16 protein-coding genes are annotated in these 17,788 nt (G+C 66.1%); 2 read left to right on the top strand and 14 right to left on the bottom strand.

Annotated features, from left to right (window positions below; all coding sequences use genetic code 11):
- Window positions 1-153: 153 nt before the first annotated feature.
- The 13 genes from APH27_RS04690 to APH27_RS04750 all read right to left on the bottom strand — a co-directional run bounded on the left by APH27_RS04690 (window position 154) and on the right by APH27_RS04750 (window position 14,749).
- Complete coding sequence (locus APH27_RS04690; RefSeq protein ID WP_027916877.1) at window positions 154-936, bottom strand: cyclase family protein; 783 nt, start codon at window positions 934-936, stop codon at window positions 154-156.
- Window positions 927-1,919: an NAD-dependent epimerase/dehydratase family protein gene (locus APH27_RS04695; RefSeq protein WP_027916878.1), complete on the bottom strand. Its 993-nt coding sequence runs from the start codon at window positions 1,917-1,919 to the stop codon at window positions 927-929. The genes APH27_RS04690 and APH27_RS04695 overlap by 10 nt, the downstream gene beginning before the upstream one ends.
- A complete protein-coding gene (locus APH27_RS04700) occupies window positions 1,910-2,902 on the bottom strand; it encodes a fumarylacetoacetate hydrolase family protein (protein ID WP_027916879.1) in 993 nt (330 codons plus the stop codon). The genes APH27_RS04695 and APH27_RS04700 overlap by 10 nt, the downstream gene beginning before the upstream one ends.
- Window positions 2,899-3,471, bottom strand: coding sequence for a cupin domain-containing protein (locus APH27_RS04705; RefSeq protein WP_060484126.1), 573 nt, complete (start codon window positions 3,469-3,471; stop codon window positions 2,899-2,901). Before APH27_RS04705 ends, APH27_RS04700 begins: the two co-directional genes overlap by 4 nt.
- Before the next feature lie 11 nt (window positions 3,472-3,482).
- Window positions 3,483-4,256 (bottom strand): SDR family NAD(P)-dependent oxidoreductase, encoded by a 774-nt coding sequence (locus tag APH27_RS04710; RefSeq protein WP_060484127.1) that lies wholly within the window; start codon window positions 4,254-4,256, stop codon window positions 3,483-3,485.
- On the bottom strand, window positions 4,253-5,443 hold the full coding sequence (locus APH27_RS04715; RefSeq protein WP_060484128.1) for an MFS transporter: 1,191 nt from the start codon (window positions 5,441-5,443) through the stop codon (window positions 4,253-4,255). Before APH27_RS04715 ends, APH27_RS04710 begins: the two co-directional genes overlap by 4 nt.
- Window positions 5,433-7,937, bottom strand: coding sequence for an RND family transporter (locus APH27_RS04720; protein WP_060484129.1), 2,505 nt, complete (start codon window positions 7,935-7,937; stop codon window positions 5,433-5,435). The genes APH27_RS04715 and APH27_RS04720 overlap by 11 nt, the downstream gene beginning before the upstream one ends.
- A 3-nt stretch (window positions 7,938-7,940) precedes the next feature.
- Window positions 7,941-9,002, bottom strand: coding sequence for a YCF48-related protein (locus APH27_RS04725; RefSeq protein WP_060484130.1), 1,062 nt, complete (start codon window positions 9,000-9,002; stop codon window positions 7,941-7,943).
- A 52-nt stretch (window positions 9,003-9,054) separates the two neighbouring features.
- Window positions 9,055-10,422 (bottom strand): DUF1329 domain-containing protein, encoded by a 1,368-nt coding sequence (locus APH27_RS04730; protein WP_060484131.1) that lies wholly within the window; start codon window positions 10,420-10,422, stop codon window positions 9,055-9,057.
- A 14-nt stretch (window positions 10,423-10,436) separates the two neighbouring features.
- Window positions 10,437-12,107 (bottom strand): DUF1302 domain-containing protein, encoded by a 1,671-nt coding sequence (locus APH27_RS04735; protein ID WP_027916886.1) that lies wholly within the window; start codon window positions 12,105-12,107, stop codon window positions 10,437-10,439.
- A gap of 85 nt (window positions 12,108-12,192) precedes the next feature.
- Entirely contained in the window at window positions 12,193-13,317 is a 1,125-nt protein-coding gene (locus APH27_RS04740; protein ID WP_027916887.1) for an FAD-dependent oxidoreductase, read from the bottom strand.
- 139 nt (window positions 13,318-13,456) lie between these two features.
- A complete protein-coding gene (locus APH27_RS04745) occupies window positions 13,457-13,804 on the bottom strand; it encodes a Rieske 2Fe-2S domain-containing protein (protein WP_060484132.1) in 348 nt (115 codons plus the stop codon).
- Window positions 13,805-13,807: 3 nt separating this feature from the next.
- Complete coding sequence (locus APH27_RS04750; protein WP_027916889.1) at window positions 13,808-14,749, bottom strand: VOC family protein; 942 nt, start codon at window positions 14,747-14,749, stop codon at window positions 13,808-13,810.
- Between the two features lie 275 nt (window positions 14,750-15,024).
- On the opposite strand from APH27_RS04750, the gene APH27_RS04755 reads away from it, so the two are divergent.
- A complete protein-coding gene (locus APH27_RS04755) occupies window positions 15,025-15,963 on the top strand; it encodes a LysR family transcriptional regulator (protein WP_027916890.1) in 939 nt (312 codons plus the stop codon).
- A 182-nt stretch (window positions 15,964-16,145) separates the two neighbouring features.
- A complete protein-coding gene (locus APH27_RS04760) occupies window positions 16,146-17,303 on the top strand; it encodes a S9 family peptidase (protein WP_060484133.1) in 1,158 nt (385 codons plus the stop codon).
- A gap of 74 nt (window positions 17,304-17,377) precedes the next feature.
- Here the strand turns inward: APH27_RS04760 and APH27_RS04765 are convergent, their stop codons facing one another.
- Window positions 17,378-17,758: a nuclear transport factor 2 family protein gene (locus APH27_RS04765; RefSeq protein WP_060484134.1), complete on the bottom strand. Its 381-nt coding sequence runs from the start codon at window positions 17,756-17,758 to the stop codon at window positions 17,378-17,380.
- Window positions 17,759-17,788 lie beyond the last annotated feature (30 nt).

The following is a 17,788-nucleotide window of genomic DNA, read 5'->3' on the forward strand; positions in this document are numbered from 1 at the left end:
TAAGTCGCAGGAGATTGAGCACTGGGCCATTGCACCAGCTGGGAACGGCTCACCTCGAAGGGCAGCTATGGGTCGATAGCGGTCATTCACGACCGACTTTTTTCGACCCATAGCGGTCAGAGAAAGCAGTTTTCCGCAGGCGCGCAGGAGCCGTTACTCCAGAATCGCCACGGCCCGGACAAAACCTGCAGAAGCATGACGGATCTTGTACGGGAAGCAACTGACCAGAAACCCATAGGCCGGCAACTGCTCCAGATTGGCCAGCTTCTCCATCTGTCCGTACCCGATATCGCGCCCGGCCTTGTGCCCCTCCCAGATAAGCGAGGCATCACCGGTTTCATTGAAGCGTTCGCGGGTGTACTTGAACGGGGCGTCCCAGCTCCAGGCATCGGTGCCAACCACCCTCACCCCCCGCTCCAGCAAGTACAGCGTCGCCTCGCGCCCCATGCCCACTCCGGCCTCAAGGTAGCCAGGCTGGCCGAACAGGCTACCCGCCCGGGTATTCACCAGCACGATGTCCAACGGCTGCAATTCGTGACCGATACGTTCAAGCTCGGCCTCGACCTGCGCCGCCGTGACCACGTGACCATCCGGCAACCCCCGAAAGTCCAGCTTCACCCCCGGCTGCAAGCACCACTCCAGCGGCAGTTCATCGATGCCGAAGGCCGGCTTGCCGCCGTCGGTGGTCGATGCGTAGTGCCAGGGCGCATCCATGTGGGTACCGCTGTGGGTAGTGATCTGCAGGCGCTCCGCAGCCCACGACTCATCACCCGGCAGGTCTTCCTTGCGCAGCCCGGGAAACATGGCGGCCATCTCCGGCCAACCCTGCTGGTGGTCCATGTAGTCGATCTTCGGCAGCAGGGGCGGCGGATCTGTGTAGGGGTTGTTATCCAGGGTTACAGACAGGTCCAGCAGGCGACGTGTGTTCAAGGCCATGAGAAGACTCCTTTGCGGCTGGCGGCGCAGCGGTTGCGACGGGATGGCAGGTCAAGGGCATTGCGTAGCAGCCCTGCCACCGAACCGTCATGACAGAAGCCCAGTTCGCGAGCCTGGGGGCTGCGCAATGGTGGATAACGGCCGAACAGGGCTTCGAGCTGCGGGTCCGGGTCGAAGGCGATACGCGCGAGATTGTCCGCGCCAAAACTGTCCGCCAGGCCGGCCAGCACCTGGGCGATGGAAAGGTGTAGCACCGGCAGTTGCCAGATGCGCTGGCTGCCAAGGTCGTCCAGCTCTGCGGCGCGCAGCAGGTTGTCCACGCAGCAGCGCGCAGACATCCACCAGGCACACGCCTCGGGAGAGACCGGACAGGTGTAGGCCTCCCCTGCCGCATAGGCCTGCAGCAGGTCGCTCATGAACGCCGAGCGCAAACCGTTCGGCTCGCGCGGCCGGGCGACGATGCCAGGCAGGCGCAAGGCGCGACTGTCGACTTCGCCACGGCGGGCGAGGTCCTGCACGGCGATTTCCACCATGCGCTTGTGTGCGGCATAAGACAGTTGCGGTGACGCCGGCTGGCCTTCGTCCATGCGAGCCGGCAACTCACCGCCGTACACCGCGACGCTGCTGGCATACACCAGTACCGGTGGGCGATTGGGGTTGCGCAACTGGTTGAGTAGCTCGAGGCTGGCTTGCAGGTTCACCTGGTAACCCAGCTCGTACTGGGCCTCGGCAGCACCGCCCGGTACGCTGACCAGGTGGAAGACCACATCCACGCCATCGGCCAGCGCCCGGCGCAGCAAAGCCGCGTCGGTGATGCTGCCGTGGTGACGACGCAAGCGTGCATCCTCGGGCAGGCCGTCCAGTGCCTGGTCCAGCACCAGCAACGCTTCGATCCGCCGCCCGCGTACCTCGCCGGTCTCCAGCAAGCGCCGCACCAATAGCCGACCGACGAAGCCATTGGCACCGGTGACCATCACACGCATGGCCAGCCTCCCTGGACCACGCGCTGGTCGATGGCGCCGAACAGCACCTCGCCCCCCGGCCCGCGTGCCTCCATCCGCACCCGGTCGCCAAAGCGCATGAAATCTGTGCGCGGCGCACCGGATGCAAGGGTTTCGATGGCACGGCGCTCGGCGATACACGCCGAGCCCACGCTGCGATCGGCGTTGGAAACGGTACCGGAGCCCACCAGCGTGCCGGCGCTCAAGCGCCGGGTCAGCGCCGCGTGGGCAATCAGCTGATGAAAGCCGAAGTGCATGGCGCCCCCATAGGGATGGCCAAACCACTCGCCATTCCACTGCACCTGCAGCGCAAGGTGCACCCGGCCGTCGCGCCAGGCCTCGCCGAGTTCATCCGGGGTGACCGCCACCGGTGCGAAACTGCTGGCTGGCTTGGCCTGGAGAAAGCCGAAACCGGTCCTCATTTCCCGCGGGGCCAGGGCCCGCAGGCTGACGTCGTTGAGCTGCAGAACCAGGCGCACATGCTGCAACGCCTGCTCCGCCGGGCAGCCCATGGGCACGTCGTCCAACAGCACGGCGAACTCCCCCTCGAAATCGATGCCGTGGGCCTCGCTCGGCAAAGGGATGTCCGCGCACGGCCCGAGGAAGTCGTCGCTGGCGCCCTGGTAGATCAGCGGGATGTGCTCGACGCCTTCGATCGGGTCGAGGTTGAAGGCCTTCTGCATCAGCTCGCCATGGCTGAGGAAGCATGAGCCGTCCAGCCATTGGCTGGCCCGTGGCAAGGGCGCGGCCAGCTGCGCCGGGTCGAGATCAAAAGCGTCTGCGGCCACGTTATCGTTGAGTTGCTGGTACAGCGCCTGCAAGCGGGCTTCGACCTGGGGCCAGTTCTCCAGGGCAACCTTCAGGCTTGCGGCGATGTCGCTGGCGTCGACCGCGCGCTCAAGGTCACGCGCCACCACCAGCAGGCGGCCATCGCGGCTGCCGTCGTTGAGCGATGCGAGCTTCATGGCAGCAGCTCCTTCAGGTCATCGGCATAGCGCCCGTCGAGCAGGATGAAGGCCATCCGCGCCATCTGTTCGCTGCGGTTACTCCAGGCGTGGTTGGTACCGCGCTGGACCACGATGTCGCCACGTTTGAGGTGGACTTCGCCATCGTCCAGCACCAGCCAGACCTCGCCCTCGGTGACGATGCCGTAGTCCAGAGTCTGGGTGCGGTGCATCAGCTTGTGCCTGGAGTCCGACTTGCCGGTGCCGGCACTGGCTTCGCCGATTTCGGCGAAGGCTGCCGCCGCTTCTTCGGCACTGACCTGGTTCTGCACGCTGTCCGGTGGAATGTCCACCACACGGATCACGCTGCCCAGCGGGCCAGGGCTCAGTTGCAGGGGCTGCGCGGTCGGATCGTCGCCGTTATCCAGCTGCGCCGGGCTGCCGACACTGTTCCAGACTTCGTAGAACAAGGTGCCCGGCACCGCCTTGAGCGGGAAGTTGTTCGGCGTCGGGCCACAACTGGCGACGACCGCCTGCCCCGCGGCATCGTGGCCGGTGACCACACGTTTGAATGCAGGAAGCGATTGCATGGTGTCTCCTTTCAATTGCCGTCGCCGATGGTCGTGCCACCGTCGACAATAAGATTCTGTCCACTGATGAATGCGCCGCCGGGAGCAGCCAGCAGCAGTGCCAAGGCCGCCACCTCTTCGGGGCGCCCGACCCGGCGCAACGGCGTCAGCGCCAGGCGCCGTTGCAAGACATCCGGGTTATCGGTCAATGGCCGGGCAAACTCGGTCTGGATGACGCCGGGGCTGATGGCATTGACACGAATGTTCGCCGGCCCCCACTCCACCGCCAGGTTGCGCGCCAGTTGTGCCAGACCGGCCTTCGACAACCCATACAGGCCCAGCCCCTTGTTGCCGCGCACACCGGCGATGCTGGCCATCAGCACCACGCTGCCACCACCGCCCTCGGCCATGGCCGGCAGCAATGCAGTGGTCAGCCATACGGCGCTGCGCAGGTTGACGCTGAAGGTCAGCTCCCAATCGGCGTCGCTGGCCGTGGACAACGGCCCAAGGTGCGGCGCGACGCCTGCGTTGCACACCAGCGCGTCGAGCCCTCCGAAGTGCGCCAGGCAGTGATCGGCCAAATCCTGTACCGCTTGGGCTTCGCGCAGGTCAGCCACCAGGGCGATGGCCTCGATGCCCTCTTGCGCCAGCTGTGCCACGGCCTGCGTGCAAGCCTCGGCAGATTCGCTGCTGATGGCGATACGCGCCCCCGCGCGCCCGTACTCGCGGGCAATGGCCAGGCCGATGCCACGGCTGGCGCCAGTGATGAGGGCGGTCTTGCCCGCCAGGGACCACCATTCGCTCATGGTGCACCTATCCCTACCACCGCACGCTGGCGACGCATCAACGCCAGGCACGCTGGCGCCAGCGCCAGCTGACCGAGGGCAATCACCAGCAGCGCATGCGGCAGCTGCATAGCCATACCGGCCATCAGTGCCAGCACCAGCAAGGGGCTGATGAATTCACCCGCGAAAATCGCCGCGGTGAATCCGCCCGTGGCGCGGCCTCGCTGGTCGAAGCCGACCTGCTGCATCACCCACGTGATCAGGGTCGGCAACAACAGCCCCACCCCCAGGCCATTGACCAGCACCGCCAGCACCACCGGCGCATAGCCGCTCGCCAGCGCCAGCAGACCGCCACCAAACCCCGCCGTGGCAAAGCCCAAGGCCAGCAGACGAGCGACCGGCAAGCGCGCCAGCAAGCGGAAGGCCAGGGCACCGGCCAGCACGCCGAGCTGGTTGGCGCCCATGGCCAGGCCGACCTGCCGGGGCGCATCGACCTGCAGCAGTTGCAGCACATAGCCGGCCTGTACCGGGACGATGAACAGGCTGACACCGGCCAGCGCGGTCAGCAGGTACAACGGCGCCAGGGCGGCCCATGGGAAACGCGACTGCGCCGTCGCTTCGACTGCGCTGTGGCAGGCGCGCGGCTCCCACAGCAGCGCGGCCATCAGCGGCAAACACAGCACGCCCACCGCGTAGAGCGCGAACGGCGTACGCCAGTTGCCCTCACCCAGTGCACCGCCCACGCCCATGAACAACGCTGCCGACAACGAGGTGACCACCATCTGCAAGGCGAACAACCGCGCCCGACGCTGGCCATCGAAGTAATCGCCCATCAGCGTGGTGCAGCAGGTCATGATGCCGGCTTCGGCCAGGCCGATGCCGGCGCGGCTGGCAACGATCAGGCCCAGTGAATCCAGCCACAACGGCAACATGCCGCACAGGCTGTAGAGCAACATGCTCGCCAGCAGCAGCGCCCGCCGTCCCATTCGGTCGGCCAGCACCCCGGCCAGCGGTGCCAGCAAGGCGATCACCAGTGCCGGCAGGGTCAGCGCCACCGGCACCAGCACAGCAACGCCCGGTGTCTGGGCAAAATGCGCATGCATGCGTGGCAGCACCGGTGCGATCAGCACCGCGCCCAGCACGGGCAGGCAACTGCCGAACAGCAACAAGGCGGCCTGCGGGCTTGCGGCGGTACGTTCAGCGGCCATGACTGATCTCCTTGAGCGGGCGCAAGCGGGCACCCTGCTCCACCGTTGCACCCGCGTGCTCGTGCTGCCTCGTCGTATGCTCATACGTCGGCAATGCTGGCTGGCGTTCCTGATCCGCGCGCACCTGACGCTGCGGCAAGAGGAAGTAGGCCAGCGCCGGCAACAGGATCAACGCGCCGACCATGTTCCAGACAAACATGAAGGCCAGCAGCACGCCCATGTCGGCCTGGAACTTGATCGGCGAGAAGATCCAGGTGCCGACGCCGATGGCCAGGGTGATGCCGGTGAGCATCACGACCTTGCCGGTGAACAGCAGCGCACGGTAGTACGCCTGGGACAGGCTCGCGCCCTGGCGCAACTGGGCCAGGACGATGCTCATCACGTACAGCGCGTAGTCCACGCCGATGCCGACGCCCAGGGCGATCACCGGCAAGGTCGCCACCTTCACGCCGATGCCCAGGGCAACCATCAACGCTTCGCAGAGGATCGAGGTCAGCACCAGCGGCAGTACCGCGCACAGCACCGCGCGCCAGGACCGGAAGGTCACCAGGCAGAGCAGGATCACCGCGCCGTAGACCCACCAGAGCATGTCGCGGTTGGCCTGTTTCACCACCTGGTTGGTGGCGGCCTCGATACCAGCGCTACCGGCAGCCAGGAGGAAGCTGGCCTGCTCGCTGTCGTTGGCCTTGGCAAAGCCCTGGACGCTGTCCACTACCCGCGCCAGGGTGTCGGCCTTGTGATCGGTGAGGTAGGCGTAGAGCGTCAGCAGGCTGCAGTCGTCGTTGTACAGCCCGCGAGGGGCGCCCGCGGTGACCATGTTCAGGGTCGCCTGGTTGTTGACCAGGTCGTACCACTTCGGGCTGCCTTCGGAGAGGCCGACCAGCACGCGGCGGTTGAGCTGCGCCAGCGAGTTGGTCGAGTCCACGCCCTGCAGGCCACGCAACTGCCAGTCCAGGTCGTCCACGCGTTTCAAGGTGTCGTAGGCCGAGCAGCCACCAGGGGCGGTGCGCACCATCACTGCGAAGACATCGCTACTGGCGCCGTAGTGCCGGGTGATGAACGCGTTGTCGCGGTTGTAGCGCGAATCGGCGCGCAGCTCGGGGGCGCCGGCATCGAGGTCACCGACTTTCAGGTGCAGGCTCACGGCGTAGCCTCCGGCCGCCATCAGTGCGGCCACGGCGATGCACGCGGCAGCCCAGCGGCGGCGAGTGAACAGGTCGAGGAAGCGCCACAGCGCCTGCTTGCGCGCCCCCCTGGCATCGCCCTCTTCGGCACGCAGGCTGCGCTGCGCCGCACGGCCGCTGACGCCCACGTAGGAGAGCAGCACCGGCAGCAGGATCAGGTTGGTGAAGATCAACACCGCCACGCCCAGGCTGGCGATCACCGCCAGGTCCTGGATCACCTGAATCTGGATGATCATCAGCACGGCGAAGCCCACGGCATCGCACAGCAGGGCGGTGAGCCCGGCCAGGAACAGCCGGCGGAAGGTGAAGCGCGCCGCCACCAGGCGATGCATACCGCGGCCGATGTCCTGCATGATGCCATTCATCTTTTGCGCGCCGTGGCTCATGCCAATGGCGAACACCAGGAACGGGACCAGTACCGAGTAGGGGTCGAGCTCGTAGCCGAGCAACGGCAGCAGGCCAAGCTGCCAGATCACCGCCACCAGCGAGCACACCACCACCAGCGCGGTACTGCGCACGCAACGGGTGTACCAGTACAGCACACCGGCGGTGATGGCGATGGCGGCCGCGAAGAACAGCAGGATCTGCTGCAACCCGTCGATCAGGTCGCCGACGACCTTGGCGAAACCACTGATGTGGATCTCCACGCCCTGCGCCTGGAAGCGTTCGCGCAACGTCTCCAGCTCATGGGCGAAGGCCGAATAGTCAAGCGCACGGCCGTCCGGGGTGTTTTCCAGCAGCGGCACGTAGAGGATGCTCGAGCGCTGATCGAAGGCCACCAGCTGGCCAATCTCGTTGGAACGCTCGACGTTGCGCTTGAGCGCCTCCAGGCTAGCGGCAGCGCCATCGTAGCCATCAGGAATCACCGGGCCGCCTTCCAGGCCTTCCTCGGTCACCCCGGTCCAGCGCGTGGACGGGGTCCACAACGACTTCATCGTCGCACGGTCGACCCCCGGCAGCAGGTACACCGCGTCGTTGAGCTGCTGCAGACTATGCAGGTAGGCCTTGTCGTAGATGCTGCCACGCGGGTTGGCTACCGCGATACGCACGGCGTTGCCCAGGCCGGCCAGTTCCTGGCGGTGCTCCAGGTAATTGTGGATGAACGGGTGATCGCGCGGGATCATCTTCTCGAAACTGGCGTTGAGGGTCAGGCGCGAAGCCTGCCAACCGAGCAGCAGGGTCGTTGCCAGGCACAGCAACAACACCAGCGCACGGTGGTTGAACAAGGCACGTTCCAGCAGCGAACCGGACGTGCTGTCGAAGTCGTCGAGACGGCCGCTGGACGGCGCAGGTGAATTCATGGCGTGCATGGCTCAGTCCGTCGTGGTGGGAAGGGAGGAAGATTCCAGGCGGCGCGCGCCGGCCATGCCGACGGCAACGATGGCACCGTCGGCGGCGGCGGTGGCGGCAGTCAGTGGCAGGCCATCGGAGACCGCCACAGGCTGCGCGGCAAATCGCTCCAGGCCACTGCGAAGCAGCATCCCCGCCTGGTTGGCGAGCAACAACTGGCCACCCGCGACGCGCATGGCATTGAGCGATGCCGGAACCGGGTTGGCCAGCGCCTGAAGGCTGTCGCCACCGTCATCGGACGCGAACAGCGAACCGCGCAGGCCGCCGACCAGCAGGCGGCCGTCCGGCAACACGGCGGCAGCGAAGTAGCTACCGTCGTACGGGCTTCGCAGCGCGTCGAAATGCTCACCGCCATCGCGCGAGCGCAATAGCAGGCCCTGCTCGCCGGCGACGTACAGGTTGGCGCCCTGGCGGGCCAGTGCGTAGAGGTGCAGCCCGCGCCGATTCGGCAACAGGCCCATCGCCGACTGCCAGCTGCGCCCACCGTCGGCCGTGCTCATGGCCAGGCCATAGGCGCCCACGACCAGGCCGTGGCGTGCATCGGCGAAGCTCAGCGCGAGCAGCGGCTTGTCCGCGCCATCGGCCTGCAGCCGTTGCGCCGCCGCGAGGCGGCCTTCGTCAGCGGACGCTTGGGCTGCCTGCACCTCCAGGGCGGCAGCGCGCTCGCCGTCGAGTTGCAAGCCCCAGTGCTCGCCGCCATCTTCGCTGTGCAACACCACGCCAGCGTGGCCGACCGCCCAACCGTTGCGCTCGTCGACGAACTGCACGGCGGTCAGGCTGACGCTCACCGGCACCGCCTTGGCCTGGCGCCAGGTCGCGCCGTTGTCGTCGGAAAGCAGCACCACGCCACGCTCGCCCACCGACACCAGGCGCGCGCCGGCGCGGGCCACGTCCTGCAGCACCGCATGCAGGGCCTGGGGCCCTTGCACCGCGGGCTGCGCGAGTACATCCACACTACCGCCGGCGAAGGCCGGCGGCAGCCCGCAACAGGCTGCCAGCAGCCAGCCGTAGAGCATCTTGTTCATCGCACGCAACCTTTTGTTCTTGTAGTGGGTACCGCGGGCGCAGTGCGCCCGCTCAGCGCACGCCCTCGCCCGCCATGGCGTCGGCGGTGAATACCGAGTCCTTATAGGGAGGCACGATGCGGTACTGCTCGTTCTTGCCGGCGAACAGGTCCCCGGCGAACCAGGCACCGGAGAGCAGGTCGTAGAAGCCGTTGGTCAGGGTCACCACGCCTGGCAGGTCGGGCAGCACCACCGGCGAGGTCCAGACCACCTTGGCCAACTGGTCGCGCGCGTCGTAGCGCTCACCCAGCACAGCCGCCCAGGTGTCCTCGTCGAGGTAATAGGTGCTGCGTGGCATCACGTGGCGCTGGCCCTTCTTCAGGGTCGCCTCGACCACCCATACACGGTGCAGCTCCCAGCGGATGGATTCGGGGTTCAGGTGATGCGGAGCGAGCAGCGCCTCGGCGTTACTGGCAGTGAACACCTTGTTGGCGTTGTAGGGGATGTACATCTCCTTCTTGCCCACCAGCTTCCAGTCGAAGCGGTCAAGGCGACCGTTGAACACGTACAGTTCATCGAAACTCATGACGCCTGCGGTGGCCGGGGTCGGCGTGTCGCAGCAAGCATTGGGCAGACGGCGCACACGGCGCTGGCCCGGCAGGTAGGTCCAGACCGCAGCGTTGTCGGCGTTGAGGTTTTCCAGGCCGGTGATGGCCTCGCCGGCGCGCAGTGGCGGGCCGTCGTTGGTCATGCGGATTGACCAGAACACCCCCTTGTCGCCACTGCCGCCAGGCAGGTACCAAGGCATCTGCAGGTCGGCACGCGAGTCGTTGGTGAGCACGTGCTTGCCGTCGGCGGTGGTCAGGTACTGGTTGAAGCTGGCGTGCCAGGACGCACCGCGCCAACGCAGCAGGTGGTTCCACATGGCTTCCACGCCGTTGGCCGGGATCGGGAACGGAATGCCGCCGGATGCGCCTTCAGGCATGGGGCCTGCGGGTCCGTCCACCAGTTTGCCGCTGGTGGCGTTGGCAAAGGTGGCGTCGTACACCGACTGTGGCGCGGCAGCGCTGCGGTGGGTCGGGTAGATATCGAGGCGGTAGCTGTCTGGGTATTTCTTGAGCATCGCCTGGATGCCCGGCGCCAGCTTGTCGGCGTACTGCGCCATGTTCTGCGCAGTGATGGTCAGCAGGGGCTTGTCGCCGGCGAACGGGTCACCACGCTTGCCGCCTTCCTTGTAGGCAGGGTCGGCCTTGGTGTAGCCACCGGTCCAGGCCGGAATGCTGCCCTCGGCATTGCCGGTGCGCTCGCCACCGAGCGGGGTGAGGCTGGTCTTGAGCGTGGCTGCCTGTTCGGCGGACACTGCGGCAACGGCGCCGTGGGCGAACAGGAGTGAGGCGCTCAGGGCAGTGAACAGGGAAACGACTTTCTTGTTGTGTTTCATCGGGTAGTCCTCGGTCAGAAGGTGCGGCTGACGGTGAAGGCGATGAAGTCGCGGTCTTTGAGCGACTGTTCGAAGGTGTAGTGGCTGTCGGCGTCGAGGAAGGTGTTCTCCGGGCCGTAGAAGTGCGTGTAGGTCAGGCCCAGGCTCCAGGTGTTGAGGTAGTTGCCCTTCAGACCGATGTTCAGGTCGCCGCCATGGTCGGTGCCAAAGCCGGTGCCCAGCGCCATCGAGGCGCCGTTGGTGTAGCTCGCACCGATCGGCACCGACAGGTCGAGACCGGGCAGGATCTGCCGGTACATCGGCTCGAACACCAGGCGCAGGCTGGTGGCGTCGCGGTCGGCGTTAGGGTCGATGGCATCAGCGTTCTTGCTCACGCTCATCACCCGGTTCCAGGCGATTTCGCCAAGGAAGCTCGACTCGGCAGCGACGAAGTTCGGCTCCAGGCTGGCAAGCCAGGAAAAGTTGGCGTGCAACGTGCGGCCGGTGGCGTACAGCGGGTTGTCGTCGTTGTCGATTGCCTCGCCCACGGCCAGCGCATGCTGGCTGGTAGAGGCCAGCGGCTGGTTCCAGCGCGTGGACAATTCGCCGGCCAGGTTGAAGTTGCCCAGGGTGGTGGAGAAGCTGGCACCAAAAGCCTCGATGCCTTCGGGGTACACCCAGTAGAACTCGCCGGCCTTGCCGCTGACCGGGTCGAGGCTGGCGAAATCCGGGCGCACGTTGAGCTGCGGCGACTTGTCGTGGAAGCGGATGGCATACAGGCCCCAGTCGACCGTCTCGGTACGCCAGCGCAACTGCACACCGCCCTGCCCCGAGTCCTTGGCTTGCTTGTCGTGGCCGTGGAAGAACGCCAGGGGTTGGCCACCCGGGAACACCGGCGCCCCGACGAACATGCGCTCGGCACCATCGCCGAAAAAGTCGTCCGTGGAAAAATAGCTACCCGCCGCCGGCAGGCGGTTGGCCTCCCACTCGAACTGGTAGTAGGCCCCCACCGATACCTCCGGCGTCAGTTGAAGTTGCCCGGAAATCTGCTGTACCGGGCGAATCAGCTCCTTGAACTGGGTGTTGGGTACCGACAGGCCCTTGACCACATCCACCGGCGCCATGCCGCCGGCGATGCCGTTCATGCCGTAGAACAGGCTTTCGCCCCACTGCATGGCGTACTGGCCAAGACGGCCGGACAGCGGCATGTCGCCGATCTCGGTCTTGCCGAAGATGAAGGCGTCGAGCAACTCGCCCTTGCGCCCGTGCAGGGTGCGGGTGTCGTCGGTAAATTCGTCATAGCCGACTGAATAGCTGTTGGCGCGGCTGGGGTCGTTATTGTCGGTGCCCCGGTTGTAGACATCGTCGTACCAGGCCGCACCACTGACCCGCGCGCCGACGTTGTGATAAGTGATGTCCAGCTCGGACAGCAGGTCGAGGCGATTGGAGATCAGTCCCTTGTCGAAGTTGCGGTCACCATCGTCCAGGTTCAGCGCGGTCTGCCCTTCGGTGAGCTTGCTGCTGGCGTCCTGGGTGCGCCAGGCGGCGCTGTATTTCAGCGTATTGTCCCAGCGCACCCGCAGGTCGGGGTTGCCGGTGTCGAATTCGAAGGCCTGCGCCTGGCTTGCAGCCAGCGCGACAAGCGCCAGGCTGAGGGGCTTGAGTGCCGGCACTGGCCGTGCGAATGCACCTTTGCGAGTCAACATCGTGGTTTCCTCTTTCTTGTTCTTGTGCGTCGGTGTTGGCTTAGGGGCCGGTGCGCCAGGCAGGCAGGGCGCGCCGGTCAGGGAATCAGATCGGTTGCGCGGTAACCTCCAGCATCTGCTTGACCAAGCCGATGCGGTCGAAGGACGGGTCACGCTGGACCTCCTTCTCGCCGGCCAGCAGGGACATCTCGCTGATGAATTTGCAGCGTTCGAAGCGCCGGCCCATGAAGCGCTGCAGCTGTACGTCGAGGCTGCCGTCGGTGGTGAGTTCCTCGGCCAGGACCACGGCATCCTCGATGGCCATGCCGGCGCCCTGCCCCAGGTGCGGCGTGGTGGCATGGGCGGCATCACCGATCAGCAGCACGCGGCCGCGGTACCAGGGTTCGTCGACGAACACCGCCTCCAACGGCTTGTAGACGACCTCGGCGCTGTCATCGATGAGCTCGCGCAACTCGCCGATCAGCCCACCAAAACCGGCCAGGCGCTGGCGCAAGTCCTGCGCCAAGGTGGCGGGCTCCATCCAGGGGTTGCCGGGCTCATGCGAGGTGGTGAACAGGTACATCAGGTCATCGGCCAGCGGCACCAGGCCAGCGTTGCCCGATGGCCCCTGGTAGTTGGCCAGATGGTCGATGCCGGCGGCCCGCGGGAAGTTGTAGCGCCACACCGACTGGCCGGTGAAGCGCGGCTGGTACTGGTCGCCGAACAGCAAGCCGCGCACCTTCGAGAACAAGCCATCGGCGCCGACCACCAGCCCGTAGCGGCCTTGGCTGCTGTCGCTGAACAGGACATCCACGCCGCTGGCATCCTGCTCGAAGCTTTCCACCGAGGTGCCCAGGCGTACCCGCGTGCCGAGTTCGATGGCGGTTTCGCTCAGCACCTTGTGCAGGGCGCGGCGCGAGATACCGACGTTGGCCGGGTACTGCGGGCCGGCCAGGCGCTGGCCGGGGATGCGCGCCAGCTGCTGCCCTTCGGTGGTGTAGATGGCCACGTCTTCGAAGGCGTAGGCCGCATCAAGGTAGGCTTCGAGCAGGCCCAGGCGGTGCATCTCGCGCACCACGTTGCTCTGCTGGATGATGCCGACCCCGTAGACGGTCCACTCGGTCTTCAACTCGACCAAATCGACGGCAATGCCCTTGCGGCGCAGGGCGATGGCAGCGCACAGCCCGCCAATCCCGCCACCCACGATCAGCACGTTGTTCACAGTATTCATGGCATGTCTCACGTCTTGTTCTTGTTGTCCGCCCCGTCATGCGAGGCGACCGTTTCCTGTGCCTGGGCACAGCTTCCCGGCTGTGCCGGGCGTTGACCAATCGCGTCGCGGGATGCGACCTATCGCGCGGCGCGATAGGTCAGCGTTCGAGCTGCACCAGCGGCAATAGCAACCAGCCGTCCACTTCCTGGTGCACCAGCACCTGCAAGGCCTCGCCACGGCAGGGGCCGTGGACGCAGGCGCCGTCCTCGGGCCGGAAGCGCGCGCCGTGGGCATAGCACACGACCCACTGGCCATCGGCACTCAGAAAGCGATCTTTGCGGTACTCCAACGGCACCAGCAGGTGCGGGCAAAGGTTGCGGTAGACCCTGACCTGGCCCCGGTGGCGCAGGGCGAACACGCTGTCCGCGCCCTGGCCCTGCGGGTCGAAGCCGCGCGCCTGGCCTTCGCCCAGCGCATCGAGCCGGCACAGCGCCACGCAACCCATGCTTCAACCCTGCTTCGGCGGTGGGCCGCTCGGTGCCCATTTCTCCCGCGAGGTGAACAGGAACAGCTGCGAGTTGTCGGCCGACATCGGCGCCTGGCGCGCCGCCCACGCGTCATCGTGCTTGTCCATGTCGGCGTCGTACTCGATGTGGCAACCGAGCGGGCTGTTGAAGTACCAGAACCAGTTGGAGCCCAGCAGATGCCGGCCCGGCCCCCAGAAGCTGGTCCAGCCGTTCTGCTGGAAGCGCGTGCCGGCCAGAAGCACCTCGGTGCCGCTGCCCATGTGGAAGGTGAAGTGCTCGCAGCCCTGCATGTGCGGCGGCGTCTGGATCATGAACAGGCAGTGGTGGTCGTCCATGCCGGCTGTGCGCATGAACGGGCCGACGCCGATGAAGCTGTCGGTGGTGACGAAGCCCAGGCGGTCGCGGTAGAACGCTTCGCCCTTGGCCGCGTCGGGCACGAAGTACACCACGTGGGACAAGGTGCGTGGCAGGGCCGGCATGTCTGGAGCGATGCCCAGCTGGTTGAGCGGGCGCTGCGGCGCGCTGCCAGGGGCATTGGTGAGGTCAGCCGGCGCTTCGAAGGCGCGGCGGCAGGTCACCTGGAAGGCGATGGCGAAACCCAGGTCATCGACGGTATGCAGTGCGCCGCCGGCGTCGCGGTGCACCGCGCGGTCACGGCCCAGTTCGTCGGCGATCGCCTCCAGGTCCGTCGCGGCGGCCACGCCGTAGATAGTTTCACGCAGCGACGGCGTAGGGCCCAGCGCTGGCGGCAGGCGGCTGTCGTCGCCGCGGCGGATGATGATCGCGGTGCCATCCAGCGCTTCGAAACGGCCGCCGTCGGCGTCCAGTTGCACGGCCGTGAGGCCGTAGTCTTGCAAGCATTCGGCACAGGCCTGGATATCGTCGACGCCGAATACCAGCGCGTCGAGACCAAGAATGTTCATGGCTACCACTCCATTGAAATTGTTATTCGGCGAGGCAGGGTCACCGGTAGTGGGTCGCGGCGGCATGGCGGCCGTTCGACTGGAGCGCAGGTTGCTCGGTGGTGGGCCGGAGTGACCAATCGCATGTCGGGATGCGAGGCATCGGCAATCGCGATACCTGCGCGCCAGCCCATGGCGCCTGGCGTTGGCTGGCTGCAGCAGGGGAAGGTATTGACGTATCGGTAATCCAGCGGGAAGGTATCGCGAAAATAACTACAAGAACCGAGAGCTATCACATGCGCTTTCACCACCTTGATCTGAACCTGCTGGTTGCCCTGGACATCCTGCTCGATGAGCAGAACATCACCCGTGCTGCCGAGCGCCTGCACATGACCCAGTCGGCCACCAGTGGCGTGCTCGGCCGCTTGCGGACTTTCTTCGAGGACGAACTGCTGGTGCAGGTCGGCCGCAAGATGCAGCCCACGCCCTACGCCCTGGAGCTTGCCAAGCCGGTGCGCGAGGTGCTGCTGACCATTCGTTCGTCAATCACTGCCAAGCCGGTGTTCGAACCGGCCAGCAGCAAGCGGCACTTCCGCCTGGTGGCCTCGGATTACCTGATCAGCGTGCTGTTCGCCCAGGTTCTCCAGAAAATCCACCAGCAGGCGCCGCACATTACCTTCGAAATGATCAGCCCCGGCGACGGCAGCGCCGAGCTGCTGATGCGCGGCGAGGTCGACATGATGATCGTGCCCGAGCGCTACCTGATCGACGGCCATCCGGCACAGCTGCTGTTCGAGGAAGACCATGTCTGCATGGTCTGGCGCGACAACCCCGAGGTCGGCGAGCAGTTGAGCCTGGAGCAGTACATGCAGATGGGGCACATCTCGGTGGGCTTTGGCCGCAACCGCCACCTGAGTATCGAAGACTGGTTCATGAACCAGTACGGCTTCAACCGCCGCCTGGAAGTGATCACCAACGACTTCAACACCTTGCCCCAGTTATTGGTGGGCACCCCGCGGATCGCGACCATGCACCGTCGCCTGGCCGAGCTGTACGCCGGCTACCTGCCCCTGCGCATCCTGCCGCCACCGGTGAAGATCCCGGTAATGCGCGAGTTCATGCTCTGGCACCGCAGCATGGAGGGTGACCCCATGCACCGCTGGCTACGCGAGCGCATCAGCGAGTTCATCCAGCGCGCCGAGACGCAGCCAGGTGCCCTGCGCGCCACCGCCTGAACCGCCACCATCGCCCCGGCCACCGCAACGGTGCCGGGGCATCGCGTTTCACGATACCTCGCATCCCTTATCACGATTGGCCCCGCCCTGCCCTGCCTGCGTACCTTGCTTGCGAACCGCGCCCTGCGTGCCTGCCGCAGTTGTGGGCGCCGTACCCAACGACCGCAGAAGGACAACAACAAATGTTCCGTTACTTTCCCACCAACTACGTCTGGAACCTCTCGGTGGACCTGGCCATCGAGATGGGCGCCCGCATGGGCGAAATCGAAGAAATGTGCGCACCACTGCTGGAAGCCGCCAAGCAGCCAGACGCTGCCGGTACCCAGGCCTTCAGGGAAACCTGGTCGAACATGGCCGACAAACTCTGCGCCTTGGCCGAGGAAGACGAAGCGGCTGGGCGACGCCTCTCCGCCGGTGAGAAATACAACCGCGCCGCCACCTACTACCTCACCTGCGAACGCCTGCAGGCCCATGGCGCGCCGGGTCGCGCAGGCCTGTACCAGCGCTTCCTGGACACCTTCGCGCGGGGTATCGACCTGTCCGCAGAAAACTGCGAGCGGGTGGAAATCCCTTATGAGGGCAAGCACCTCTCGGGCTTGCTGGTGCGCGCCGAGGGCGTCAGCGGCCCAGCGCCTCTGCTGGTGCAGGTCAACGGCCTGGATTCGACCAAGGAGATGAAGTACCGCGTCGGCCTGCCCGCCTGGCTGGCCAAGCGCGGCGTGTCGTCGCTGATCATCGACCAGCCCGGCACTGGCGAGGCGTTACGCCTGCACGGCCTGACCGCACGCTTCGACAGCGAGCACTGGGCCAGCCGCGTGGTGGACTGGCTGGAAACCCGCGCCGACGTCGACCCTGGGCGCATCGGCCTGGAAGGTGTGTCCCTGGGCGGCTATTACTGCCCGCGCGCGGTGGCGTTCGAGCCGCGTTTCGCCTGCGGTGTGGTGTGGGGCGCCAACCACGACTGGCGCGATGTGCAAAAGCGCCGCCTGGAGAAGGAAGGCAATTTCCCGGTGCCACACTACTGGGCACACGTGTGCTGGGTCTGGGGGGCGAAGGACATGGACGACTTCATGCGTATCGCTGAAAACGTGCACCTGGACGGCGTGCTGGAGCGCATTCGCGTGCCGTTCCTGGTCACCCACGGCGAGAAAGACTCGCAGATCCCGCTCAAATGGGCGCATCGCACCTACGAGCAACTGCTCAACAGCCCAAAACGTGAGCTGAAGATCTTCACCGACCGCGAAGGCGGCGTGCAGCACTCCAGCTTCGACAACAGCATCAACGCCGGCCACTACATCGCCGACTGGGTCGCCGAGACCCTCGGTGGCCATACCGCCTGACCTCCCGCGCCAGCAGGTACCCGGCCAGCCTCATCAAGGGCTGACCGGGTACCTGCTGGCGGGTCACCGCGTCATCAGGCCGGTGCCCGCGTGCCGTGGAACGCTGCAATCCGCCACCCCTCCTCGCGTTTCACCCACAGCTGCGTGGCGAAGCCTTCGGCGCGCACCGGCTCGCCGCCGCCACGCTTTTGCAGCAGGTTGCACTGCGCCCCGCTCATCAGCGCCAGGCCATCGGCAAACACCCTCACCGTCAACTCGCCACGCTCTACCGCCAGGTAACGCACAGCGTCACGGGCATAGTCCAGGTACTGCGGCTTGTCGTGCACCAGCCCGGTGGTGTGCACGTAAAGCAGGTCATCGTCGAACAGCGTGTGGAGCCGGGCATGGTCTTCCTGTACCAGGGCCCGCTGGCGTTCTGCCTCCAGGCCCAGCAACACATCTTGAATAGCCTTCATGGAATTGTCCTCGGTGATTGATTGGCGAAC

The sequence above is a fragment of the Pseudomonas sp. NBRC 111123 genome (assembly GCF_001320205.1).
GTDB classification, from domain to species: Bacteria; Pseudomonadota; Gammaproteobacteria; order Pseudomonadales; family Pseudomonadaceae; genus Aquipseudomonas; species Aquipseudomonas putida_J.